Annotated in this window: 23 protein-coding genes and 1 tRNA gene; 13 read left to right on the top strand and 11 right to left on the bottom strand. The window is 69.5% G+C overall.

Features of this window, described 5'->3' with window-relative positions:
• The 3 genes from VF647_11510 to VF647_11500 form a co-directional block, all read right to left on the bottom strand.
• Positions 1-902, bottom strand: a 902-nt coding sequence (locus VF647_11510; protein HEX8452716.1) for an adenosylhomocysteinase, incomplete at its 3' end; no start/stop codon positions are given.
• Positions 903-1,021: 119 nt separating this feature from the next.
• On the bottom strand, positions 1,022-1,978 hold the full coding sequence (locus VF647_11505) for a metalloregulator ArsR/SmtB family transcription factor (GenBank protein ID HEX8452715.1): 957 nt from the start codon (positions 1,976-1,978) through the stop codon (positions 1,022-1,024).
• A 126-nt stretch (positions 1,979-2,104) separates the two neighbouring features.
• Entirely contained in the window at positions 2,105-2,734 is a 630-nt protein-coding gene (locus tag VF647_11500) for a DUF3011 domain-containing protein (GenBank protein ID HEX8452714.1), read from the bottom strand.
• 359 nt (positions 2,735-3,093) lie between these two features.
• Between VF647_11500 and VF647_11495 the strand changes: the two genes are divergently transcribed.
• The 5 genes from VF647_11495 to VF647_11475 all read left to right on the top strand — a co-directional run bounded on the left by VF647_11495 (position 3,094) and on the right by VF647_11475 (position 6,975).
• Complete coding sequence (locus tag VF647_11495) at positions 3,094-3,354, top strand: hypothetical protein (protein HEX8452713.1); 261 nt, start codon at positions 3,094-3,096, stop codon at positions 3,352-3,354.
• Positions 3,351-3,731: a type II toxin-antitoxin system PemK/MazF family toxin gene (locus tag VF647_11490; protein HEX8452712.1), complete on the top strand. Its 381-nt coding sequence runs from the start codon at positions 3,351-3,353 to the stop codon at positions 3,729-3,731. Before VF647_11495 ends, VF647_11490 begins: the two co-directional genes overlap by 4 nt.
• 384 nt (positions 3,732-4,115) lie before the next feature.
• Positions 4,116-6,008: a M1 family metallopeptidase gene (locus VF647_11485; protein HEX8452711.1), complete on the top strand. Its 1,893-nt coding sequence runs from the start codon at positions 4,116-4,118 to the stop codon at positions 6,006-6,008.
• 184 nt (positions 6,009-6,192) lie between these two features.
• Positions 6,193-6,519: a hypothetical protein gene (locus VF647_11480; protein ID HEX8452710.1), complete on the top strand. Its 327-nt coding sequence runs from the start codon at positions 6,193-6,195 to the stop codon at positions 6,517-6,519.
• A 48-nt stretch (positions 6,520-6,567) separates the two neighbouring features.
• On the top strand, positions 6,568-6,975 hold the full coding sequence (locus VF647_11475) for a VOC family protein (protein ID HEX8452709.1): 408 nt from the start codon (positions 6,568-6,570) through the stop codon (positions 6,973-6,975).
• 113 nt (positions 6,976-7,088) lie between these two features.
• On the opposite strand, the gene VF647_11470 is transcribed toward VF647_11475, so the two are convergent.
• Positions 7,089-7,580, bottom strand: a complete 492-nt coding sequence (locus VF647_11470) for a hypothetical protein (GenBank protein HEX8452708.1) — start codon at positions 7,578-7,580, stop codon at positions 7,089-7,091.
• 2,441 nt (positions 7,581-10,021) lie between these two features.
• Between VF647_11470 and VF647_11465 the strand changes: the two genes are divergently transcribed.
• The 6 genes from VF647_11465 (at position 10,022) to VF647_11440 (ending at position 15,317) form a co-directional block, all read left to right on the top strand.
• Positions 10,022-10,687: a ribonuclease HII gene (locus tag VF647_11465; GenBank protein HEX8452707.1), complete on the top strand. Its 666-nt coding sequence runs from the start codon at positions 10,022-10,024 to the stop codon at positions 10,685-10,687.
• 8 nt (positions 10,688-10,695) lie between these two features.
• Positions 10,696-11,103, top strand: coding sequence for a hypothetical protein (locus VF647_11460; protein HEX8452706.1), 408 nt, complete (start codon positions 10,696-10,698; stop codon positions 11,101-11,103).
• Positions 11,104-11,206: 103 nt separating this feature from the next.
• Positions 11,207-13,459 (top strand): Tex family protein, encoded by a 2,253-nt coding sequence (locus VF647_11455; protein ID HEX8452705.1) that lies wholly within the window; start codon positions 11,207-11,209, stop codon positions 13,457-13,459.
• 172 nt (positions 13,460-13,631) lie between these two features.
• A tRNA-Lys gene (locus tag VF647_11450) sits at positions 13,632-13,704 on the top strand.
• 190 nt (positions 13,705-13,894) lie between these two features.
• Positions 13,895-14,467 (top strand): hypothetical protein, encoded by a 573-nt coding sequence (locus VF647_11445; GenBank protein HEX8452704.1) that lies wholly within the window; start codon positions 13,895-13,897, stop codon positions 14,465-14,467.
• A complete protein-coding gene (locus tag VF647_11440) occupies positions 14,460-15,317 on the top strand; it encodes a nucleotidyl transferase AbiEii/AbiGii toxin family protein (protein HEX8452703.1) in 858 nt (285 codons plus the stop codon). The genes VF647_11445 and VF647_11440 overlap by 8 nt, the downstream gene beginning before the upstream one ends.
• A gap of 26 nt (positions 15,318-15,343) precedes the next feature.
• Here VF647_11440 and VF647_11435 read toward each other — a convergent pair whose 3' ends face one another.
• Positions 15,344-16,774, bottom strand: a complete 1,431-nt coding sequence (locus VF647_11435; protein ID HEX8452702.1) for an MFS transporter — start codon at positions 16,772-16,774, stop codon at positions 15,344-15,346.
• A gap of 137 nt (positions 16,775-16,911) precedes the next feature.
• Here VF647_11435 and VF647_11430 point away from each other — a divergent pair, with 137 nt between their 5' ends.
• Together VF647_11430 and VF647_11425 are read left to right on the top strand one after the other, a co-directional pair.
• Positions 16,912-17,820, top strand: coding sequence for a LysR family transcriptional regulator (locus VF647_11430; GenBank protein ID HEX8452701.1), 909 nt, complete (start codon positions 16,912-16,914; stop codon positions 17,818-17,820).
• A gap of 4 nt (positions 17,821-17,824) precedes the next feature.
• Complete coding sequence (locus VF647_11425; protein ID HEX8452700.1) at positions 17,825-18,289, top strand: hypothetical protein; 465 nt, start codon at positions 17,825-17,827, stop codon at positions 18,287-18,289.
• A gap of 18 nt (positions 18,290-18,307) precedes the next feature.
• Here the strand turns inward: VF647_11425 and VF647_11420 are convergent, their stop codons facing one another.
• The 6 genes from VF647_11420 to VF647_11395 all read right to left on the bottom strand — a co-directional run.
• Positions 18,308-18,511: a hypothetical protein gene (locus tag VF647_11420; GenBank protein HEX8452699.1), complete on the bottom strand. Its 204-nt coding sequence runs from the start codon at positions 18,509-18,511 to the stop codon at positions 18,308-18,310.
• Positions 18,512-18,572: 61 nt separating this feature from the next.
• Complete coding sequence (locus VF647_11415; protein ID HEX8452698.1) at positions 18,573-18,974, bottom strand: hypothetical protein; 402 nt, start codon at positions 18,972-18,974, stop codon at positions 18,573-18,575.
• A gap of 65 nt (positions 18,975-19,039) precedes the next feature.
• Positions 19,040-20,470: an amidohydrolase family protein gene (locus tag VF647_11410; protein HEX8452697.1), complete on the bottom strand. Its 1,431-nt coding sequence runs from the start codon at positions 20,468-20,470 to the stop codon at positions 19,040-19,042.
• Positions 20,471-20,776: 306 nt separating this feature from the next.
• Positions 20,777-21,853, bottom strand: a complete 1,077-nt coding sequence (locus tag VF647_11405) for a hypothetical protein (protein HEX8452696.1) — start codon at positions 21,851-21,853, stop codon at positions 20,777-20,779.
• A gap of 276 nt (positions 21,854-22,129) precedes the next feature.
• Entirely contained in the window at positions 22,130-22,396 is a 267-nt protein-coding gene (locus VF647_11400) for a hypothetical protein (protein HEX8452695.1), read from the bottom strand.
• Between the two features lie 78 nt (positions 22,397-22,474).
• A partial coding sequence (locus tag VF647_11395; GenBank protein HEX8452694.1) for an EamA family transporter occupies positions 22,475-23,146 on the bottom strand: 672 nt, incomplete at its 5' end.

Below are 23,146 nucleotides of genomic sequence, written 5' to 3'. Positions count from 1 at the left end.
CGGGCGCCCTGGCCGCGCAGCGCCTGCGCGCACCCCTTGCCCACGTCGCCGTAGCCAAAGATCACGGCGACCTTGCCGGCCAGCATCACGTCCGACGCGCGCAGGATGCCGTCGGTGAGCGAGTGGCGGCAGCCGTACAGGTTGTCGAACTTGCTCTTGGTGACCGAGTCGTTGACGTTGATCGCCGGAAAGAGCAGCTCGCCCGCTTCCATCATCTGGTAGAGGCGGTGCACGCCCGTGGTCGTCTCCTCGCTCACGCCGCGCAGGTCGGCGGCCACGCGCGTCCAGCGCTGCGGGTCCTTGGCGATCTCCTGGCGCAGCAGCCCCAGGATGACGCCCCACTCCTCCGCCTCGTTCTCCTCGTTGAAGGCGGGCACCACGCCCGTCTTCTCGTACTCCACGCCCTTGTGAACCAGGAGGGTGGCGTCGCCGCCGTCGTCCAGGATCAGGTTGGGGCCGCCGCCGTCGGGCCACATCAGCGCGGCCTCGGTGCACCACCAGTACTCCTCCAGCGTCTCGCCCTTCCAGGCGAAGACGGGCACGCCCTGCGGGTTCTCGACCGTGCCGTTCTTGCCGACGACGACGGCCGCGGCCGCGTGGTCCTGGGTGCTGAAGATGTTGCAGGAGACCCAGCGCACGTCGGCGCCCAGCTCCACCAGCGTCTCGATGAGCACTGCGGTCTGCACCGTCATGTGCAGCGACCCCATGATCCGGGCGCCGGCCAGCGGGCTCTGCCCCTCGTACTCCTTGCGGAGCGCCATCAGCCCCGGCATCTCGAACTCGGCCAGGCGGATCTCGTTGCGCCCGAACTCGGCCAGCGACAGGTCGCGGACCTTGAAGGGCTCGCGGCCGGCTTCCTGCGCGGCGGCGAAGGGGTGGACCATCTCGGCGACTGCGCTCACGGTGTTCTCCTGGTTGGTGGGTACGGCGAACTGCACGGGTGAAAAAAGACAGTGCTAAGTGCTAAGTGCTAAGTGCTAAGTGCTAAGTAGTTGCTGTTCCGGACTTAGGACTTAGCACTTTATTTCCCGCATTCCGGCTTCCGCGCGGACGCGGCGAAGAGCGAGGGCCCCTTTGCCGATGGATCGGCGGGGAGCGGCACGTAGCGCGGCGATTCGAAGCCGGCCGCGCCCAGCCAGCGCGCCATCTGCTCCGCGCCGAAGCCCTGCCACACGTGCCCCATGGTGTGGCGGAACTCCTCGCGGTCGTGGGGCATCATGTCCACCACGGCGAGCCTGCCGCCGGGGCGCAGCGCGCGAAAGGCTTCGGCCAGCGCGGCCTCGGGCTCGGCCAGGTAGTGGAGGACGAGCGACGCAACCGCGGCATCCAGCTCGCCGTCCGCGACCGGGAGCGACTCCAGCTCGCCGGCGCGCACCTCCACGTTTTCCGCGGGGGCCAGCCGGGCGCGCGCGGCCTCCAGCATCGCCGCGGACGCATCCACCGCCACCACCCGCTCCACGAACGGAGCCAGCGCCTCGGACAGCCGCCCGGTGCCGCACCCCAGGTCCCCCACCGTCCACCCGTCGGCCAGCAGGGCGAAGAGCCCCACCAGGTCCGTGCGCTCGCCGAAGAGCTCGGCGCGCAGGCGGTCCCACTGCCCCGCGGAGGTGGAGAAGAAGGCGCGCGACGTCGTGGTGCGCTGGGCGAGCACGCTGCGCAGGCGCCCCGCGTCGTGCTCCGCGGCGGGCAGGGTGGCCACCTGGTCGCGCACCATCCGCCAGAGCCCGAGTGCGGAGGGGTCCAGCGCGTCCGCGGCCATCCGGTAGCGGCGGCTCGTCCCCTCGGCGCGCGAGCTGACCCACCCGTCGTCCGCCAGCAGCTTGAGGTGCCGGCTCACCGTGGACTGCGGAAGCTGGAGCACCGCGCACGCCTCCCCCACCGTCAGCTCGTGCCGCTCCAGCAGGAGCAGGATGCGGCTGCGCGTCGTATCGGCCAGCGCCGACATGCGATCGAAGATCGCGGGGGTCGCGGTGCTCATCTCTATCCGTTCATCCGGCTGGAAAGATAAAGCACTCGCGCTCTTCCGGCAAGCGCGCGGCATGGTGAAAAGCGAAAGGCCGCCCCGCGTGGTGCGGGACGGCCTTTTCGAACGGGTCCTGAGCTTCTATCGGCGCCGGTCGTAGCGGATGTCGAGCACGCGGCCGCCGGTGCTCACGATGCAGCTTCCGTCGACGCGGTTGGCGTCCCAGCGCACCACGAGGTTGCCGGCGCGGTCCCTGCCGCGGTAGTCGGCGCGTACGTCGCTGCGGCGGATGTTGCGGAGCCGCTCGCCCACCGCGGCCCGGCAGACGCGCTCCGCCCGCTCCTCCATGGCGCGGCGCGAGCGGTGGTCGTAGCGGTTGTCACGGTCGTCGTAGCGTCGATCACGTCCATCGTAGCGTCCGTCACGCCCGCCGTAGCGTCCGTCGCGATCGCCGTACCGTCCGTCGCCGCGGCCGCTGCCACCCCACTGCCCGCCTCCGTACGTGCTCCCGACCGCGAACTGCCCCCGGCACCCCTGCGACACCCAGATCCCGCTCCGGTCCGCGCCCCAGCTTCGCCCGCTCTCGCAGCGCGCATCGCTGAGCTGGCGAACCAGGCGCACGCCGCCGCGGGTGTCCGCGGCGCAGTAGGCGCGGTCGTGCCCCCTGCTCTCGCAGGTGATGGTGGTCTGTGCCTCCGCCCCGCTCGGGCTGAGGGCGAGAAGGCCCGCGATGGCGAGCGACGACAGGGCCAGCGCTGCTTTGCGAATCATGAGTACCTCTGCTGCGTTGGATGGTAGCGAGATGCGGGTCGTGGTTCCCACGGGTCGCCCGGCATCTCTTCCATCCATCCACAAGGCAAACGCCAAACCGCGCCACGCCGCCCGTGCCGCGCGCATTCCATCTCGTTCAACCACAATCAGTTGCATCCTCACCCAACGCCCGAATTCCCCGCATCGCATGCCGTCGCGCTGTCCTCCGGACCGGCCATTCCTGAGCGCGTCGGGAGGACGGAGGGGCGGGATCACGCTTACTCATAATCCAGCGCTAGCTCGGCGAGACGTTCTCCGCTTGCTATTTGGCATCTTGCTCGCTACCATTGTTGAATCAGCTAGTAACAATGGGGGACACAATGGGAACGAAGGAAGCGCAGATCAATCTTCGGCTTCCGGCGGAGCTCGACCAGTGGATCGAAGCGCGCGCCGGAGGAAAACGTGCGAAACCCGGATACGTTCGCCAGGTCCTCGAGCGCGAGCGGGTTCGCGAAGAGGAGGAGAAGATGCTCCAGATGTTCAACAAAGCTTGGGATGCTCTCTCCGCCGAAGAGCAGGCGGAGATCCGGCAGGAGCGTGAAGATTGGCTGGAGGCCCGCGCCGGAGACTCGTTGCTGTGAGCGGCATCGTTGCACTCCGGGGAGAGATCTGGGAGGTCAACCTGAATCCCAGAAAGGGCCGCGAGCAAAAGGGGGTCCGGCCCTGCCTGATCGTGTCCACAGACGGATTGAATCGATCGCGCTTCGGCACGGTCATCGTCTGCCCCATCACCACGACCGAACGACCGAACTTCGCATGGCGTCCAGGTATGTCACCCGGAGACCTCCGCGTTACGGACTCCGGATGGAAAGCGGAGCCTCATTGGATCGAAACTGATCAGATCGTCACGGTCGACGTGAGCGAGCGTCTGATCCGCAAACTGGCCGTCGTCATCAATGCGGCGAAGATGCGGGAAGTAGATGAATGGCTCCGCCGCCTCCTGATTCCCGCGGGGTGAGACGGACGCAACACGGCCCCGGAATGCGGCGCGCGTAGTGCTGGCACGCGGCGCGCGGGCATCGTAGATTGGCCGCGCAAACCGTCCACCCGAACCGTACCTGACCATGTTCGCAGTACTCTGGCGCGGCGGGGTGTTCCTCGCCATCACCGGCCTGGTGTACCTCGTCTGCCTGCAGCTCATCAAGCTGGAAGCGAAGCGCGAAGCACGGAAGCGTACCCGCTGATCCGAGCCCGCACGGGGTGCCGCAGACGCGGCACCCCGCGCTTTTTCCATCCGCGGCGCATCCCCGCGCGCGCTGCGGTGTACGATCGCGTCTCGACAGGGCGGTGGCGTTGCGCCCGCCCGAACATTCCCGAACGACGGAACGTACGGATGCACCTGATGAACCGAGCCGCACTCGCCTGCATCGGCGCGCTCGCGGCCTGCGCCCCCGCCGCGGTCGCACCTGCCGCCAATCCCGCACCCGCGACCGCGACGATGGCAACCGATGCGCGTGACATCCACTCCTTCGCCCGTCCTGAAGAGGCGCGGGTGACGAACGTGGAGCTCGACCTGCGCGCGGACTTCGCGGCGAAGCGGCTGGCCGGCACCGCCGCGCTGGACGTGCAGGCCGCGTCGGGCGCCAGGCGGATCGTGCTGGATACGAAAGACCTCACCATCCAGGCGGTGACCAACGCCGCCGGCGCGCCGCTGCAGTGGACACTGGGAACCGCGGACACCATCCTCGGCCGCCCGCTGGAGGTGACGCTGCCGCAGGGGACGCGGCGCATCGTGGTGCGCTACCAGACCTCGCCCACGGCCGGCGCGCTCCAGTGGCTCACCCCGGCGCAGACGGCGGGGAAGCGCCACCCGTACCTCTTTTCGCAGGGCCAGGCGATCCTCACGCGAAGCTGGATCCCGACGCAGGACAGCCCCGGCATCCGGCAGACGTACTCCGCGCGCATCACGGTGCCCAGCGAGCTGCGCGCGGTGATGAGCGCCGAGATGCTGACGCCCGGGGGTGAGGCCGTGGAGGGCGGCCGCGCCTTCCGCTTCCGCCTGGACAAGCCGGTGCCGCCGTACCTGATCGCGCTGGCGGTGGGCGACCTTGCGTTCCGCTCCCTCGGCCCGCGCACGGGCGTGTACACGGAACCGTCGATGCTGGAGCGTTCCGCCAACGAACTGGCGGACGTGGAGAAGATGGTGGCCGCCGCCGAGGGGCTGTACGGCCCCTACCGCTGGGGGCGCTACGACCTGCTGGTACTGCCGCCCTCCTTTCCCTTCGGCGGAATGGAGAACCCGCGGCTGACCTTCGCCACGCCGACGATCCTGGCGGGCGACCGCTCGCTGGTGTCGCTGGTGGCGCACGAGCTGGCGCATTCGTGGTCCGGCAACCTGGTGACCAACGCCACCTGGGCCGACTTCTGGCTCAACGAGGGGTTCACCACGTATTTCGAGAACCGCATCATGGAGGCGCTCTACGGCCCCGAGCGCGCCGCCATGCTGGCCAGCCTGGGATGGCAGGAGCTGCAGGACGAGGTCGCCGCGGTCGGTGGCCCCGCCTCGGCGGACTCGCGCCTGCACCTGGACCTCGCCGGCCGCGACCCGGATGCGGGGATGACCAACATCGCCTACGAAAAGGGCGCGGCCTTCCTGCGCACCATCGAGCAGGCGGTGGGGCGCGCGCGGTGGGACGCGTACCTGCGCTCGTACTTCGACCGCAACGCCTTCAAGCCGATGACCACCGCCGGCTTCCTCGCCGACCTGCGCGCCAACCTGATCCGCGGCGACGCGGAGCTGGAGCGCCGCATCGACGTGGAGCGCTGGGCGTACCAGCCCGGCATCCCGCAGAACGCGGTGGTTCCGCAGTCGAACGCCTTCGCGCGGGTGGCGTCGCAGGCGCAGGCCTTCGCGGACGGCACGGGCGCGTCGCATCTGCAGACGCGCGGCTGGACGACGCAGGAGTGGCAGCACTTCCTGGGCGCTCTTCCCAAGCAGCTCACCGCCGCCCAGCTCGCCGACCTGGACCGCGCCTTTGGCCTCTCGCGGCAGGGGAACGCGGAGATTCTCTTCGCCTGGCTGCAGCTCGCGGTGCGGAACCGCTACCAGCCCGCCGTCCCCGCGCTGGAGCAGTTCCTCACCAGCCAGGGCCGCCGCAAGTTCGTGCGCCCGCTCTACGCCGAGCTGATGGCGCAGGGCGACTGGGGGCAGTCGCTCGCGCGAAGCATCTACGCGCGCGCCCGCCCCGGCTACCACCCGGTGACCACGGGCTCGGTGGATGCCATCGTGAAGTAGCCGCTGCGTTTGGACGGTAGCCGGAGGGCCGCCCGCGGATGCGTGGGCGGCCCTCCGCGCATCCTGGCGTGACGCGCGGGCGGGTGCGCTCGTCGTACGATTTGAGACGGTGCAACTCGCGACGCTGGCGAGGTGTACGCATGGGACGGGGAGCGCGGAACCGTGCGGAGAGAGGAGGGGGCCGATGCCACAGCGGAACGATGGGACCGGCGGCCAGGACGACGTGTGGCTGCGTGCGCAGATCGCGGAGATCGTGGCGGGCGGCTGGACGCTGGAGGAGCTGGAGACGATCGGGATCAGCCGCGCGATGCTGACCCGCCTCGGCTTCCGCGACGACCATCCGCGCCTCTTCGATGACCCTGTTCCCCGCCGCCACCCCGCGCGACGGCCGCGCCCCGATCCCGGCGCACCGCGCCCCCTGCACGGCACCGAGGCCGCGTCCCCCGTTCAACGGGACGCGGCCTCTGCGTTTCGGGGACCTTGCACGGCAGGCGCGCGCACCGCAACGTGAGCCCGCCCTGAAACCGCGGTTCCATCCCGTCCAGCATTTCGGAGAACCATGTCTGACTCGAACCCCACCCCGGCCCTCGGTGTGACCCCGTACCTCACCGTGCGCGGCGCCAGCGACGCCGCCGAGTTCTACAAGCGCGCCTTCGCCGCCGAGGAGCTCGGCCGCCACGACGCGGGCGACGGCAAGCGCCTGATGCACTGCCACCTGCGGATCAACGGCGCGGACGTGATGATGTCCGACGAGTTCCCCGAATACGGAGCCGGCCTCGGCGACGGTCCCAAGGGCGTGACCCTGCACCTCGCCGTCGACGACGCGGACCTCTGGTTCAACCGCGCCGTCGAGGCAGGCGCCACCGTCACGATGCCCCTCGCCGACCAGTTCTGGGGCGACCGCTACGGCCAGCTCCGCGACCCGTTTGGACACGCGTGGTCCATCGGCGCGCCGGTGAAGGGGTGAGGGGGCGGGGGCGGCGCGGGCGCCGGGGGCGAATGTCGGCGCCGAATGCCGGGGGCTGAAGCCCCCGGCTGGAACCACGGGAAGACCGCTGAAGCGGTCTCGCGCAACGGGCATCAGAGCCCGAGTCCGCGCAGGCGGACTTTGTGCTGTTGTAGCCGCGAATTCATTCGCCGGGGGGGAAATGGCGCACCCGGCGCATCCGGCGCATCCGGCGCATCCGGCGCATCCGGCGCACCCGGCGGGATCGGCGCATCCGGCGCATCCGGCGCATCCGGCGCATCCGGCGGGATCGGCGGGACGTCCTGGCAGATGATCGGGATGCCCTCGGCCTGCAGGGGAGCGGCGCGGCGGTCCAGGCGCGCGGCCTCGCCGAGGGTGGTGAGGTGCATGGAGAGGAGGGCGCGCGACAGGCCAGCCGGCGATGCGACGCCCCGCGCCTCCGCATCGGCGGCGTAGCGACGGGCGCCGTTGGTGATACGCAGCGCCGATTCCAGCAGGTGCCGCGTCATGCAGTTGAAGGCCGGCACACGAGAGAGGGCGTCGATCTCCTCCTCCAGCACCGCGCCCGCACCCGCGAACCCGCCCGCACGGAACGCACGCTTCACCGCCCGCGCGATCCGCCTCGCGTCGGCGCTTCACCTTCAACATTGCGCCCCGGGCGAACGGCTGGGGTGTCGCGTATCGCGCACTGTTTGGAGCAGGCGCACCAAGGTGCATCGGCTTACCACCACGCCCGCGACAAAGGCGAATCGGCTCCAAACGCATGTAGTACGGGTGTTTGGATCAAGATCATCATGAATGGCGCGAACGGTATCGTTCCTGCGCTGGGGACGTCACGTTTTTTTGGATGCCTCCGTTTTACCGAACGCGTCCGAGGGCCCACATTTACACCTTGATGGAAGGAGTCGCTTGATGGAAGTCGTCAACAACCCCCCGCGCCATGCTCTCAGCTTGCGGCCCATTTCCATCTTCGCCCTGACGCTGTTCGCGACAGCCTGCCAGGACGTGCCTACCAGCACCCCACCCGTGCCGGGACGCGGCGTGTCCGCTGCACAACCCAATGGGCGGGATTTGGGTCACGTGTCGACCGTCTGCATCGTTGGTAACCGCGCGCTGAGTGCGCCGAGCGGGTGGCAGACGCGCCGAGACGCCTTCTATTTCTCACGCGGCGACCTTGACGCGCGTGGCCGGACCGTGCAGTACATGTACCGGCGCAAAGCTACGGACGGTACCCCCTGGTATCGGTGGACTGCACGGTGCCGTACACGGAATCGGCGCTGCGACGAGTGGACCGCTGGCTCGGCGTCGAAGCGAATGGTAGTGTGGCGCAGTTCAAAGCGCGCGAGGAGATGGTCACCATTCAGGGCTGCGTAGGTGATGGGGTGTGTACGCTTGACCCGCTCGTCGTGGAGGCGCCTCCGACGGACCCGTGCAGCAACTGTGAACCGCCGCCGCCCCCTCCGCGGCCGAGCGGAGGGATGGGGGGGTCTGGCGGGGACTGGGGGACTGGAGGGGGCAGCGGGGGCGGTGGCAACGAGCCCGCGTACTCGGGAGTTCCAGCGCTCAGCACCGACGACGATGTTCCAGACCGGTCACCCGCTTGCAGCAACCCATCCCTTGAGGGGTGGGAGAAAGCGGTATGCTCCGCAGAACCCCCGGCGGGTGACCGCCTCCAGAAAGTCCGGGATGCGTTGGCGCGTATTCGAGCCCGAGGCGGAGTTTGTGCAAACATCGCCACGGCTGGGGACAATCTGCTAGCGGGCGGTAAGCTTCAGTTCTACCCGTGGCAAACGGGGCTGGCAGGAGGTTATGGCGGCGGAACGTTTGGGGTGGTCCTCAACTACACGTGGGTCGACGATTTCGCCACGTCAAGTACGGGTGAATCCAGCCCGTCGATCCCCAATGGGCGTAATCTAGAATCCACTCTGGTGCACGAAATTGAGCATTCGCTCGGAAGGCCGCACACGACCTTCAATGGGGCTGAGGACCCTTACAACACCGCAAACTCTCGGACGTGTGGGGGGTTGTAACTTCACCAGTATAGACATGAACAGATGCTTAGACTTTGGTGTCGGCTCAACCGCCTCCTCGTGGGGGCGTCCGTTCTCGTTGCAAGTGCCGGGTGCACTGGCGCTCACACTCAGAATATCGCGGTCCTGCACTCAGCGCCCGCGCGCCACGATTCCGCGGCCTTCACCGCGGTTGTGCGCTCACTTCGTGAGTTGCACCGGGAGGACCTCCGCATTGATCCGCGCCCGTTGCACGACCGGACGGAGTCGCTTCGGCCGCACTACGCCGAGCTTGCGGGTGCGGGCGCCGAGGCTCGCGCGAAAGTTCTCAGGTCGATGGAGATTGCGCGCACCGACGCGATTCGCGACGCCGGCTGTGGTGGCATGATTCCACCGGGCGTGGCCCATACGCCGCCTGGGGAATGTCCGCGGGAGGGCACCTTCTACAGTGTCGCAATCGGGCAGATCGCCGCAAGCGATTCACTGCCCCGAATGGCTGACAGCTCGAGACTGGCGCACAGTGCGGGAGCACGATACTGGACCGTCCCGGTTACGATCCGGCACATGACTGCTGTCGGCTCAACGAGTACGAAGTTTCAGTACTGGATAGAATGTGCTTCAGGTTGCCACGAGTGGCGAGTCGTGTACCGCGAAGCGCTCCACTTCACCGACTGAAGTACGTCGCGCAGACGCAACGTCAAACGTCGATGTCCCACAGGATGGAGTGGTGCAGCGCAAAGTTTTGGCGCTCGCGCTGGGCGGGCGGCGCGATGGGGATCGGTCGTCCTCATGGGCGTCAATCTAACACGCCGCCGGTGCCGTCACCCACGCACGCGAAGTCCCATCTCACCACGTCCGACCACGCACCGTGCGCGCAATCGCGAATGGGGCAGCTCCGCGAGAGAGCTGTCCCATTCGTCATTCCGGTTCGGGTGCGGTGGGGGAGAGGGCGGGGTGCGGTTGTGCGGTATGGCGGTTGGGTGTATCGTCCCTGCCGTTGATGGCTGTGCTCCGGACCCTGTACCCTCTCCCTTCGCGTGCCAACCACCAAGCGCCCGCGCCGTCCTTCGCCGGCCCGGCTGCGGAAGCTGCTCGCCACCGAGACCGGGCTCTGGGAGCGCGGGCTGTCGTTCGTGGCGGGGGTGGACGAGGTGGGGCGCGGGCCGCTCGCCGGGCCCGTGGTCGCCGCGGCGGTGATCCTGCCGCAGGGGTGCTGGATTCCCGGGGTCACGGACAGCAAGCAGCTCACGGCGGCCACGCGGCTGGAGCTGATCGGGCGCATCACGGAGTGCTGCGTGGCGTTCGGGATCGGCGCGGCTTCGGCGCGGGAGATCGACCGCATCAACATCCGCCGGGCGACGGCGCTGGCGATGAGCCGGGCCATCGCGCGCCTCCCGGTTCCCGCGGACCACCTGCTGGTGGACGGGCTCCCCGTGCCGGAGCTGGGGGTGGGGACGCACACCGCCATCGTGCAGGGCGACGGCTGCGTGCACTGCATCGCCGCCGCGTCCATCCTGGCCAAGGTGACGCGCGACCGGCTGATGGACCGGCTGGCGCGGCGCTACCCCGGCTACGGGTGGGAGCGCAACAAGGGGTACGGCACGGCCGAGCACCTGGCGGCGCTCGCGCGGCAGGGCCCCACGCCGCATCACCGCACCTCGTTCGCGCCGGTGCGCGTCAACTTCGACCCAACGCTTTCCTGAACGGGGCCATGCACAGCGAGCACCTCCAGAACGTACGTCCTTCGTGGGTGGCCTTCGGCTGGTTCATCGGGGTGGCGGTGATGTCCGCCATCCTCTTCGGCCTCATCGCACTGGGCATCGTGCCGCGCACGGGCGAGATCGGCCTGGCGTGGGTGCTCCTCTCCGTCTTCGTGGGCTTCCTGGCCGGCGGCTACCTCACTGGCATCCGCGTCCGCGCCGCCCCCATCCTGCACGCCGTGGGCATCGGCCTCTTCTCCGTCGCCGTGTGGTTCGTCGCCAACCTGCTCGCGGGCGAGACGCTGAACGCCTCCGAATGGAAGGTCGCCCCCGCCTCCGCCGCCGGCGCCGTCCTCTTTCAGGTCATCGCGGCCGCGATCGGGGCGCGAATGGCGGTGAAGCGAACAGAAGTGCGTTAGTACGTGAGTGCGTAAGTGCGTTTTGTATTTAGCACCTAGCACTTAGCACTCAGCACTTCTGGTTTTTCCGCACTCACGCACTAACGCACTCACGCACTTTCTTTTGTACGCTGAACGCATCGCCACGGAGCTCGGGCTTCGCGCGCCCCAGGTCCGCGCCGCCCTGGAGCTTCTCCTCGCCGGCAACACGATCCCCTTCGTCGCGCGTTACCGAAAGGAGGCGACCGGCGAGCTGGACGAGGTGCAGCTTCGCGACATCCGCGACCGGCACGAGTACCTGGCCGAGCTGGACGAGCGCCGCGCCGCCATCCTCAAGTCCATCGACGAGCAGGGAAAGCTGACCCCCGAATTGCGCATAGCGATCGGGCGCGCGGAGACGAAGCAGGCGCTCGAAGACCTCTACCTCCCCTTCAAGCCGAAGCGACGCACCCGCGCCATCATCGCCGCGGAGCGCGGGCTGCCGCCACTCGCCGAGCTGCTCTGGGCCGGCCGCACCTCCGACGCGGAGCTTGCCGTAGCCGCGGTCGGTTTCGTGAGTGAGGAGCGCGGCGTTCAAACGGTCGACGATGCGCTGGCGGGGGCGCGCGACATCGTGGCGGAGCGCATCGCGGAGGACGCCGCGGCGCGGGCACGCGTGCGCGACCTGGTGCGCGAGCGAGGGGTGATGGAAAGCCGGGTGGCGCGCGGCAAGGAGGGCGAGGCGAGCAAATTCCAGGACTACTACGACTTCTCGCAGCCCGTCCGCCTCCTCCCCAGCCACCGCATCCTCGCCATCCGCCGCGGCGAGGCGGAGGAGGTGCTCACCGCCCGCATCGTCGCGCCCGACGAGGAGATCGTCGCCGGCCTGCTGCGCCGCTTCGCCGCCGGCCACCGCGCCCCCGAGCAGATGCGCCTCGCCGTCGAGGACGCGTACCGCCGCCTCCTGGCCCCCTCGGTCGAGGTCGAAGTGCGGATGGAGCTGAAGACGCGCGCCGACGAGGAGGCGATCGCCATCTTCGGGCAGAACCTGGAGGCGCTGCTCCTCGCGTCACCCGCCGGCGAGCGCTCGGTGCTCGGCGTCGATCCCGGCTTCCGCACCGGGTGCAAGCTGGCCGTCGTCAGCCGCACCGGCGCGCTGCTGGCCACCGGCGTGGTCTACCTGCACCAGGAGGACCGCTTCCGCCACGAGATCGCCCGCCTCGCCGCTCAGCACTCGGTCGAGCTGGTCGCTGTCGGGAACGGCACCGCCAGCCGCGAGACGGACAAGCTGGTCAGGGAAGCCCTGCGCGACGTCCCCGCCGAGCGGCGTCCCGTGGTGGTGATGGTAAACGAGGCCGGCGCGTCGGTCTACTCCGCGTCCGACGTGGCGCGCGAGGAGTTTCCGGAGCTGGACCTGACGCTGCGCTCCGCCGTCTCCATCGCGCGGCGGCTGCAGGACCCGCTGGCCGAGCTGGTGAAGATCGATCCCAAGTCGATCGGGGTCGGCCAGTACCAGCACGACGTGTCACAGACCCGCCTCAAGCGCCGGCTGGACGAGACGGTGGAGAGCTGCGTGAACCGCGTGGGCGTGGAGGTCAACACCGCGTCGCCCGCCCTCCTCTCCTACGTTGCCGGCATCGGCCCGACGGCGGCGCAACGCATCGCCAGGCAGCGCGATGAAGCCGGGCCCTTTCGCTCGCGCTCGCAGCTTCTCAAGGTGCCCGGCGTGGGGCCCAAGACTTTCGAGCAGGCGGCCGGCTTCCTGCGCGTCCGCGGCGGCGACCATCCGCTCGATGCCTCGGCCGTGCACCCCGAGCGCTATGCACTGGTGGAGCGCATGGCGGGCGACCTGCGCGTGGGCGTCAAGGAGCTGGTGGGGAACGAGGGCGCCATCGCGCGCATCCAGCCGGAGCGCTACGTGGGCGAAGGGGTCGGCCTGCCTACGCTGCAGGACATCCTGGCCGAGCTGCGCAAGCCGGGCCGCGACCCGCGCGACGCCTTCGAGGCCCCCGCCTTTCGCGACGACGTGCAGAAGATCGAGGACCTGCGCGAGGGGATGACGCTGCAGGGCACCGTCACCAACGTGGTGGCGTTCGGCGCGTTCGTGGACGTGGGCGTGCACCAGGACGGCCTCGTGCACGTCTCGGAGCTCTCCGACCGCTACGTGCAGGACCCCAACGCCGCCGCCCGCGTCGGCGACCGCGTCTCCGTGCGCGTCCTCTCGGTGGACGTGCCGCGCAAGCGCATCGCCCTCTCCATGCGCAGCGGCGATGCCAGGCCGCCCCGCCGACCCGATCGCCAGCCCGATCGCCGCCCCGGCGCGGGGCAGGGAAGCGCGCCCAAGCCGCCGCCGCCAAACGGTGTGGCCCCCAATGGCATGCGCATCACCAAACGGTGACCCTGCGCAGGAGAGCAAAGAACAGATGTCTCACACAGAGCCACAGAGAAACCGAGAGAAAAGCAGAAGGGGTTCTCTCTGTTCCCTTGAAGTTGCCTCTGTGTCTCTGTGTGATGCTTTTCTCGGCGCCCGTTGAGGCACCGCCCGCGCGCCGTTATATTGCCCCGCTTGTGGGCCGGTAGCTCAGTTGGTAGAGCACGCGACTTTTAATCGCTAGGTCGTGGGTTCGAGTCCCACCCGGCCCATTTTCCCCAGGCACCGCTGCGGCGGTGCCTGGGGATTTTCGTTCCACCTGGTGGATCCGGGGTATTCAGTATCAGGGGCTTGAAGGAGAGAGGAGGGAAGCACGGGATTCCACAAAACGTGGAACCTTGTGCGCCGGGGCAGGTATCGTTCGGCTATCCGACGAACGGTTTCTCGAGCCCCCGCGTGACGATGCCCGGAGAAAAGTACTCAGCGGTGTTCGAAGTTGCCGTAGACAACTTCGGCTACATCAAGGTGGAGCAGGCGCGCGCGTTGGACGTCTCGCCAAAAACCCTGCACGTGATGGCGAAGCGCGGAACGCTGGAGCACGTGAGCACCGGGTTGTACCGGGTGGCCGCGCTTCCCCCCTCGGCGCACTCCGAGTACATGGAGGCGAGCCTCTGGCCGCGAGGCGCTCAGGGCGTGGTGTCGCACGACAGCGCGCTCGTGCTGCACGATCTTTCGGACGTGAACCCCGCGAAGATCCACATCACGCTCCCAGCGAGCTACCGCATCACGCGCCCCATTCCACCGGTGTACGCCATCCACGGCGCGGACCTCGACGACCACGACATCGAACAGGTGAATGGAATCCCCGTGACTACTCCCGAACGAACCATCGTGGACTGCTGCCGCGCCCATCTAGGTCCGGCGTTGATTCGCCAGGCGATCGAGGACGGGTTGCGTAAGGGCGTTCTCGACGCGAGCGGGGCCGAGAGACTCCGCATGGAGTGTCTCGGCTCGCCTGGGAGCGAACATGGCTGAGCCCGAGCGCCTGCGGCGCCCCGCGACGCCGAAGACCAAGAGCGTTCTTGAGCAGATGGTGGGGCGGTACGCCCGGCATTACCGAATCCCACAGGCGAGAGTCCGTGGCTGGATCTCGTTCATGGTACTGGGCGGCGCGCTGGAGCGGGTGAAGGATTCCGGCGGAGTACCGGCGTTCATCGTAAAGGGCGGAGTCGCGCTGGAGCTCCGGTTGCGCCTCCGCGCGCGCACCACGAAAGACTTCGATGCCACGTTCCGGGACGAGTTCGGTGAAATGCTAGAGGCGCTGGATCGTGCCCTGGCTGAGCCGTACGGCGACTTTCGGCTGATGTGTCGGGGCGAGATCCGCGATCTGGGGCGCAAGGCGAAGCGGATCGAGATCCGTCTGGAGTACCACGGAAGGCCGTGGGCCACCGTGCCGATGGAGGTCTCCGCGGGTGACAGCCAGGACGTGGAGGCGGAGCTCGTCCCGGCGACCGATCTGTCCGAGCTCGGGATAGACGGCCCCGAGTACATCCACTGCCTGTCGGCGCGTTATCAGATCGCTCAAAAGATCCACGCGGCGACCACGCCGCCACTAGACGGGCGGGCGAACGAGCGCTACCGCGACCTGATAGACCTCTGGCTGCTCCGGGAACTGGGGACGAAGCTCGTCGACGTGCGCGAGGCATGTGAGGATGTATTCCGCCGTCGCGCGATGCAGCCGTGGCCTCCCGTGGTCGTCGTGCCGGCAGGCTGGGCCGAGCCCTTTACCCGTCTCGCCGCCGAAGTGGGGCTGCCCACCCACGACGTAGAGGAAGCGGCTCAGAACCTCCGCGAATACGTCGAGGAGATCGCAAGCGCTCGTTAGCTAATCAGCGGAGATGGGTCACTAGATCAACGCCTGTCGATCACAGCTGATCGAACCGCGATGCCGAGCGCGACGACGATCAGCATCGCGGCGACGGCGAAGGTGATGCGCATGCCGGTGGAGACGGCGGCGGGAGGGGCGGTCGTGATGTCGGACGATGAGGATGCGTAGGCGAACACCGCGCCCATCACCGATGCGCCGGTGATGAGGCCGAGGTTGCGCGACAGGTTGAGCATGCCGGAGACGACGCCTCGCTGGTCCGCGCGAACACCGCTCATGACGGCGGTGTTGTTGGCCGTCTGGAAGAGCGCGTAGCCGGCGGTGATGGCGACGATGGGCGCGACGTACCCTGCAACACCGAAACCCGGCAGGAGGGACAGTGCAGCGGCGCCGGAGGCGATGGCGGCGAGCCCGGCGATGGTGAGGCGCGGCGCCCCCAGGCGGTCCACCATGCGGCCGGCGGGCGCGGCGGTCAGCGCGGCGACGAGCGGGCCGACCGAGAGCACGAGCCCCACGAGCGCCGCGTCCAGCCCGAGCCCCCGCGACAGATAGAACGGGCCCACCACCAGCGTCGCCATCATCACCGTAGAGACGAGCGCGCTGGTCGCGAGGCCGGTGCCGAGCACGCGGTTGCGGAGCATCGCCAGCCGGATCAGGGGCGATGCGGCTCTCATCTCGACGAGTACGAAGACGGCGGCTCCGAGCACGGCGCCCGACAGCAGGGCGAAGTTGAGCGGACCGAAGCGGCCTCGTCCCATCGTCATCGCCAGCGCGTAGGCGGCGAGCGTGAGCGCGAGCAGCAGCATGCCGAGGTGGTCGTGGCGTGCCCGATCGGCGCGCGGCGCGGGGCGGTCGGCGGGGAGATGGCGGTGCGCGAGAATGAGGGCGAGGATGCCCAGCGGCACCTTCACCAAGAAGATGGCGCGCCAGCCGAGCCCGGCGATCAGCACGCCGCCCAGCGACGGGCCGAGCGCGGTGCCGATGGCGGACATCGTGCCGAGCAGCCCCATCGCGCTGCCGGTCCTCTCCTTCGACACCGTCTCGCCGACGAAGGCCAGGGTGAGGGCCATCATCACGGCCGCTCCCAGCCCCTGCGCCGCGCGGGCGGCGATGAGCATCCACAGGCCCGGCGCGGCGCCGCACAGCACCGACGCATCCGTGAACAACCCGATGCCGGCCAGCAGCAGGCGGCGGCGTCCGATCGTATCCCCGAGCCGCCCGACGCTGACGATCAGCGTGGTGATGGCGAGCAGGTAGGCGAGGACGATCCACTGGACCTCCTGGAACGACGCCGAGAACGCCTGCGCCAGCGTCGGCAGAGCGACGTTGGCGATGCTGGTGCCCAGCGACGACAGCAGCATCGACAGCGAGAGGCTCGCGAGCGCCCAGCGTACGGAGGCGTTCGCCTTCGCGTCTTCGCGGGGCGCGAGCGCGGGCTTCGGCATCGTGAGGAGCATCGTTCTTCCCTCCGGCAGGCGGTGGATTCAACATACCCCGGGAAGCTCGGGCGAACGCGGACATTGCGGAAGCCGCACGGGTTGCACTTTATTCGTGCGTCTGACGCCATGTCACGATTCAACCGTGAGGGTGATGCGTGCCGGGACCCGACCTCAACCTGCTCGTCACGCTCGACGTGCTGCTCGCGGAGGGGAGCGTCGCGCGCGCGGCACGGCGGCTGGGGCTCAGCCCGTCGGCGATGAGCCGTGCGCTGGCGCGGCTGCGCGAGACGACGGGCGATCCGCTGCTGGTGCGGGCCGGGCGCGGCCTCGTGCCCACGCCCCGGGGGCTGGAGCTGCGCGGGCGCGTGGGCCAGCTCGTGCAGGAGGCCGAAGCCGTTCTGCGCCCCGCGGAGAAGCTGGACCTGTCGAAGCTGGCGCGGACGTTCACGTTGCGGACGAGCGAGGGCTTCGTGGAGAACTTCGGGCCGCAGCTCATCGCGCGCGTCGGCAGGGAGGCGCCCGGCGTGCGGCTGCGCTTCGTGCAGAAGGCGGACAAGGACGGCGCGCCCCTCCGCGAGGGAGCCATCGACCTGGAGACGGGCGTGGTGGAGGACTCGACCGCTCCGGAGCTGCGTGTTCAGGCGCTGTTCAAGGACCGCTTCATCGGCGTGGTGCGGGCAGGGCACCCGCTCAGCGGCGGCGAGGTCACGACCGCTCGTTACACCTCCGGCAAGCACGTCTGCGTGTCGCGGAGGGGCCACAGCCAGGCGCAGGTGGATGGAGCGCTCGCGGAGCTGGGGCTGGAGCGGGAGATCGTTACGACGGTCGGCGGCTTTTCGACCGCGCTGGCGCTGGCACGCGCATCCGACCTGATCGCGAGCGTCCCCGAGCGGCACACAGGCACGCTGCGCGAGGCGATGCACAGCTTTCCCCTGCCGTTCCCCACGCCCGAGATCACCGTATCGTTGCTCTGGCATCCGCGGATGGGGGCCGATCCGGCGCATCGCTGGCTGCGCGACTGCGTCCGCGAGGTGTGCGCGGAGCAATCCCCCACGGGAGTGTAGCGAGATGACCGTGCAACGGAGTGAGCTGAGATGCACCCTCACGGCGCTGCTGGCCGCGTGGGTGGCGATGGTGTTCGGCGCGAGCCTGCTGATCGCGGCGTTCGGGCCCGGCCCGGGTCCGACGACGCTGCAGGAGCTCGCGCGGGCGGTGTGGAAGGGCGCGGACGACATCGGTCCGGCCGTGAAGCTGCTGCTGATCGTGCTCTTTGCCCTGCAGTTGCTCGGCGGCAGGCGGCGGCGCGATCCCCAGCAGACCGAGAGGAGCCTCGTCGACGCCGGCATGCTGGGGGCGTTCGCGATGCTGTACACCGTCGCCCTCATCCCGCGGTCGTACTCGCGCGGGTTCGCGGCCGGGCTCACCGGCACGCGCTTCGACCTCGCCGTCCTGCCCCTCTATCTATGCGCCGGCGCGCTCGGCGGCGTGGTGTTCACCCTGTCGCGCGCGAAGTGCCGCGCGGCCCGTTCGTAGCGGGGCCGCGGGTTCGATCTACTTGCTCGGCGACGCGACGGATGCCTGAAGCGCGGCGGCCAGCCCGGCGTCGCCGCTCAGGATCTGCGCCCAGGGTAGCTCGAGGCCCTTTCGCTTCCCCTTCTTCGTGATCCTCAAGCGGTCCGGCTCCAGCGTGACGACGTAGATCGTGCCGTCCACCTCGATCTCGCGTTTGAGCGGTTTCTCAAGCCTGGTCACCATTTCAGGTTTCTCCGGAATAGAGCGTGGTCACAGCGTGCTTCCGCGGCGGATGCAGGAGCCGCTACTTGCCGATCAGCGCGCCGATGCCCGCGCCGAGCAGTGCCCCCGCGAGCGCCCCGCCCGCCGCGCCGATAAACGTGAACTCGCCAGCACGCGGACTTGGCCGTTCTATGTTGTCCAACGCATAGCCGCCCGCACCGCCAACGACGCCGCCGAGCACGCCCCCGACGATCGCTCCCGCCTTCCAGTAGCTGCCGCGTGCCGGGGCCGGAAGCGTGAGCGCCGCCTCGACGGAGGCGGCCGGTCCCAGCGGGGCGCGTGCTCCAGTGGTTGCAAGTAGACGCGGGTCGTACGCGGCACGCAGTCCACCGGAGTTGGGTGGATCCGTGCGCGTGGTGCCCTGCGCATGAACGGACCGCGCCGCGGCGAGGGTGAGGATGAGCAAGAGCAACGATCGGATCATCATTCCAGCGATGTTAGAGAATGCTTCAGCGGGAAGGCGGACGCGAGTGAGTGGTGCACCATGGTCTACCTGGCCCGCCCGGATGAGGCCCGCGTGACCCGCCGCAGCAGCGCCGCCCGGTCCAACACGCGTCCGCGGGCGATGACGGCGGAGATCGAGCGGGTGTTGCGGATGTCGGCGATGGGATCGCGGTCGAGGAGGACGAGGTCGGCGGCGCGGCCGGGGCGGACGGTGCCGAGCGAGTCGAGCGCGCCCAGGTAGGCTGCGGGCTCGTAGGTGGCCGCGCGGAGCGCCTGCATCGGCGTCAGGCCGGCGCGCACAAGGAGGGCCAGCTCGTCGTGCATGGACAGGCCGGGATAGACGAAGGCGAGCGGCGCGTCAGTCCCCGCCATCAGCCGCACGCCCAGCCGGTGGGCCTCGCCGGTGCGCGCCAGGCTGAAGAACGCCGCGGCGATGCCGCTGTCCGCCGCGGTCGTGCGGTCCAGGCGCCTCCGCCACTCCGCTTGGAGGCGCGGGGGAACCTGTGACAGCGCGGACGGGTGCATGACCGCGGTGTCGGTGCGCGCCAGGTAGGGCTGATAGACGACGAGCGTGGGGGTGAGCCTCGTCCCAGCGCGCGCCATCGCGGAAAGGACGGCGGTGCAGCGTGGCGCATCGTAGCCCGTGCGCATGCGGCGGGCGTGGTCGCGGATCACCGCGAGCTCCTCGGATACCGGCGCGCCGGCGGGCTTCGTGGCCAGCTCGTGGCGCAGCGTGGCATCGTCGCGGCTGCAGGCGCGCATGAGGTCGTCCTCGTGCTCGATGCTGCGCTGGCCCGCGCGCACCGCTTCCAGCATCGAGACCGGGTACGGCACGTGGCCCGCGATGACGATCCCGCGGCGGCGCGCCTGGTCCGCCGCCCCGAAGTACGCGGCCCGGTTCAGGTTGCTGTAGACCTTGATGAAGTCCGCCCCCGCCTCCGCGAGCGAGTCCACCGCGTGGCGCGCTTCCGCGTCCGTCGCCGCGCGCGCGACCCAGGGCGCGCGGTTGACCGGACCGTCCAGCCGTCCACCGATGACCACGCGCGGCCCCTCGACGCGCCGCGCCTCCACCTCGCCGCGCCAGAAGCGCGCGGTGTCGACGTAGAAGCCCATGTCGCGCGCGCCGGTGACGCCCCACGCCAGCATCAGCGGCGCCGAGAAGTTCGGAAAGTCGTGGGCGAAGGCGTGCACGTGCATGTCCCACAGCCCGGGCATCAGCCACCGCCCGCGCCCGTCGATTCGCCGGGCGCCGCGCGGCACCTCCGTCCGCGCGGCGGGCCCCACCTCCACGACCTTGCCGTCGCGCACGATCACCGTCTGGTGCGCGCGCACCGTGTCGCTCACGCCGTCGATCAGCGCGACGTCGACGATGGCCAGCGCGGGCGTCACTGCCTGCGCGCCGCAGCCCGTCATCGCCCCGGCCGCCAGCAAGGCGCGGAGCGTCTTCTTCAGGCGCGGGGCGAGGTGGATGCGCATGGGTGGGGGGTGGCGAGTGAACTCGCAGCAACAACAGCACAAAGTCCGCCTTCGCGGACTCGCGGGCGAGATCCGGGTCCAGAGCGAATGTACGCGCTGCTCGAAACGCGCAAGTCCGCCTTCACGGGTCCAGATGCCCGAGCCGGCTTCAGCCGTCTTCCCGTGGTTCCAGCCGGGGGATTCATCCAGCGGCGACTACCGCGACGCGCATGCATCGCCATCCCGCACCGAACCCCGCCCACTGAGCCTGCGAAGGCAGGCTTCCCGCGGTTGTTGCAGCGGTTTCAACCGCCGGTACAGCCTATCCTACTGGTACTGGATGTACAGCGGCTTCGGCTCCAGGCGGAGGAGGTCGCGCGGGGACATCAGGGGGTGGCCCTGCTTGGTGTCGTTGTGGTAGAAGAGCTTGAAGCCCGTGTACTGCACCGGCTCCCGCACCACGAACGCCTCGTACGAGTCGCGCTTCAGGGTGGGAGGGCCCCAGCCGTCCATGTGCACCACGAACTGCACCTCCGGGCGCAGTCGGATCGAGGGCGCGTCGGTGAGCATGCGGCGGGTGAAGCGGTGCACCACCAGCACCTTGGGCGGCAGGTTGTGCTTGCGCACCAGGTCGGCCAGGAAGCCTGCCGCGTAGTTCACGTCGGCGGCGCTCATGGTGCCCACGCGCGTGCCGGGGCGGTGCCCGCTCTTCATGTAGAACTCGGGATCGAGCCCCAGGTGCACGTCAGGGTTGCGGAGGATCCACTCGAAGCGCGGCAGCAGGCTGCGGATGTTGTCCGTGCCGATCTGCAGGTCCACGAACAGCACGCCGTTCACCTCGCGCGCCCACTGGTGCACCATCCGCACGGTGGAGTCGCGAACGATGGCGCGGTAGTGCCCAGACGGCCCCGCGTCCGCCTGCGCTACCGACGCGATGAGGTGCAGGCAGGGCTTCACCGGGTGCTCCGGGTCCGCTGCGTTCCAGCGCGCCACCTCGCGCTGCAGCCGCTGGAGCATCTCGGCCTTGGGATACTGCCCGAGCGCGCCCATCCGCCGCGACGCCGGGTTGCCGTAGTAGCACACGATCCGCCTGCCCGGCAGGAGAGCGCCGGGAAGCGCGCGCGGCCCCTCGACCGGCCACCCCATGCGCCGCGCCAGCTCCGGGCTCTCCCCCGTGCGGCGCGCCACCGGCCGCGCCTTGGGTGTCGTGTCGCCCGGCATCGATGCGTGCAGCGGAGCGGCGGTCAGCGCGGCGGCGATGAGCGCCGGCGCGAGCAGTGTGCGCGTGATGATGGTCGGCTTCACGTGGGGGATGTTCTGGGGATGAAATTGGATTCGGACTCCCATCAGGTACAGCGGGCGCCGCTTCGACGCCAGGGTGCGCAGCCGCCACTCGATCGGCACACGTGCGAAACTCGCGCGCCTTTCGGCTCGTTACTTGATGCACGAGCCACAACCGACGGCAGGCGCAATTCCCTCCACCTGTCGCCGATCAACCGTCGAGGGAATGACGAGGAGATCTCCATGTCGAAGCAGAACCCGGCGCCCCGCCCGCCCAACGGGCCGAGCACCACTGGCAACCCCTCCGGGAAAGGCCGGGGGAACAACTGAAGCGGCCGCGCCGAGCCCCCGGGACGTCCCTGGGGGCTCGCTTCCTTTTCCACGCGGCCGATGGGTGGTTCAATCCGCCTCGAAGTCGTAGCTGTCGCTGAAAGTGCCCTTGGTGAGTGTGCCGGTGGTGCCGTCGGGAAGGGTAATTTTGTACTTCTGCCCTGACGAGAACAGCCCCGAGATGTCCTCGAGCACGTAGTCGCCCGCCAGGAGGTTCCGCGTCTCCAGCTTGCCACCCCAGGTCTCGTGGAGCTCACCCAGGTCTTTGCCAAAGAAGCCGGTCTCCTCCAGGTGGAGAGCCCCGTCTTTCGCGACGATGCGGTACCGATCGGCCATGTGGATGCAGGGAAGAGGGTCGGAGTGGACCAACGGGACTGAAGATGGGCGCACGGCGCGGACGATTCAAGAAGGCGATCAGCCGAACAGCGCCACCAGCATCGCGCCGCCGCTGATGAGGAGCGCGCCGGCCAGCCGCATGCGGGCCGCCGCGCGCTCGCGGAGGAGCACGATTCCAAGCACGGTCGCGAACAGGATTCCGGTGGAGGTGATGGCGATGACGTAGCCCGTCTGCGTGGCGCGGAAGGCGAGGTGGAGGCAGACCTGCTGCAGCGCGAAGAAGCACCCCGCGAGCACCACGAACCGCCCCCACGGCGTTCCGGCGACGGGGAGGCCGGTCCCCGCCGGCGCCTTCCACGCCATCCAGGGGAGGAGCGCGGCCAGCACCAGGCCCGTCCCGAGCGCCAGCGTGGCGGCCCACGGGAACGGTCCGACCGCCGCGATCCCGATCTTGTGTACCAGCGTGGCCAGGCTCCACGAGCACGCCGAGGCCACGGCGAACCAGCTCGCCCGCTCGCGCGCCAGCGCCCGCAGCGGCTGGAGCAGCGACGCGCCCGGCGCGAGCCCCACACAGTACACCCCCATCGTCACGAGCACGACGCCGAGCCCCGCCTCGCGCGTGGGCACCTCGTCCAGGAAAACGACGCCGCCCGCCATCACCAGCGGCGGAAGCAGGCCCAGCAGCGGCTGCACTAGCGACAGGTCGCCCGCGCGCAGGGCGAGCGTGAGGAAGATCGTGCCCAGCACCTC

The sequence above is a fragment of the Longimicrobium sp. genome (genome assembly GCA_036387335.1).
Classification (GTDB): Bacteria; Gemmatimonadota; Gemmatimonadetes; order Longimicrobiales; family Longimicrobiaceae; genus Longimicrobium.
This window is presented reverse-complemented; position numbering and strand designations above follow the sequence as displayed.

Coding starts and splice junctions, on each gene's coding strand:
- VF647_11505 (HEX8452715.1), bottom strand. CDS start 1,978: ATGAGCACCGCGACCCCCGCGATCTTCGATCGCATGTCGGCGCTGGCC.
- VF647_11500 (HEX8452714.1), bottom strand. CDS start 2,734: ATGATTCGCAAAGCAGCGCTGGCCCTGTCGTCGCTCGCCATCGCGGGC.
- VF647_11495 (HEX8452713.1), top strand. CDS start 3,094: ATGGGAACGAAGGAAGCGCAGATCAATCTTCGGCTTCCGGCGGAGCTC.
- VF647_11485 (HEX8452711.1), top strand. CDS start 4,116: ATGAACCGAGCCGCACTCGCCTGCATCGGCGCGCTCGCGGCCTGCGCC.
- VF647_11480 (HEX8452710.1), top strand. CDS start 6,193: ATGCCACAGCGGAACGATGGGACCGGCGGCCAGGACGACGTGTGGCTG.
- VF647_11475 (HEX8452709.1), top strand. CDS start 6,568: ATGTCTGACTCGAACCCCACCCCGGCCCTCGGTGTGACCCCGTACCTC.
- VF647_11460 (HEX8452706.1), top strand. CDS start 10,696: ATGCACAGCGAGCACCTCCAGAACGTACGTCCTTCGTGGGTGGCCTTC.
- VF647_11445 (HEX8452704.1), top strand. CDS start 13,895: ATGCCCGGAGAAAAGTACTCAGCGGTGTTCGAAGTTGCCGTAGACAAC.
- VF647_11440 (HEX8452703.1), top strand. CDS start 14,460: ATGGCTGAGCCCGAGCGCCTGCGGCGCCCCGCGACGCCGAAGACCAAG.
- VF647_11435 (HEX8452702.1), bottom strand. CDS start 16,774: ATGCTCCTCACGATGCCGAAGCCCGCGCTCGCGCCCCGCGAAGACGCG.
- VF647_11425 (HEX8452700.1), top strand. CDS start 17,825: ATGACCGTGCAACGGAGTGAGCTGAGATGCACCCTCACGGCGCTGCTG.
- VF647_11420 (HEX8452699.1), bottom strand. CDS start 18,511: ATGGTGACCAGGCTTGAGAAACCGCTCAAACGCGAGATCGAGGTGGAC.
- VF647_11415 (HEX8452698.1), bottom strand. CDS start 18,974: ATGATCCGATCGTTGCTCTTGCTCATCCTCACCCTCGCCGCGGCGCGG.
- VF647_11410 (HEX8452697.1), bottom strand. CDS start 20,470: ATGCGCATCCACCTCGCCCCGCGCCTGAAGAAGACGCTCCGCGCCTTG.
- VF647_11400 (HEX8452695.1), bottom strand. CDS start 22,396: ATGGCCGATCGGTACCGCATCGTCGCGAAAGACGGGGCTCTCCACCTG.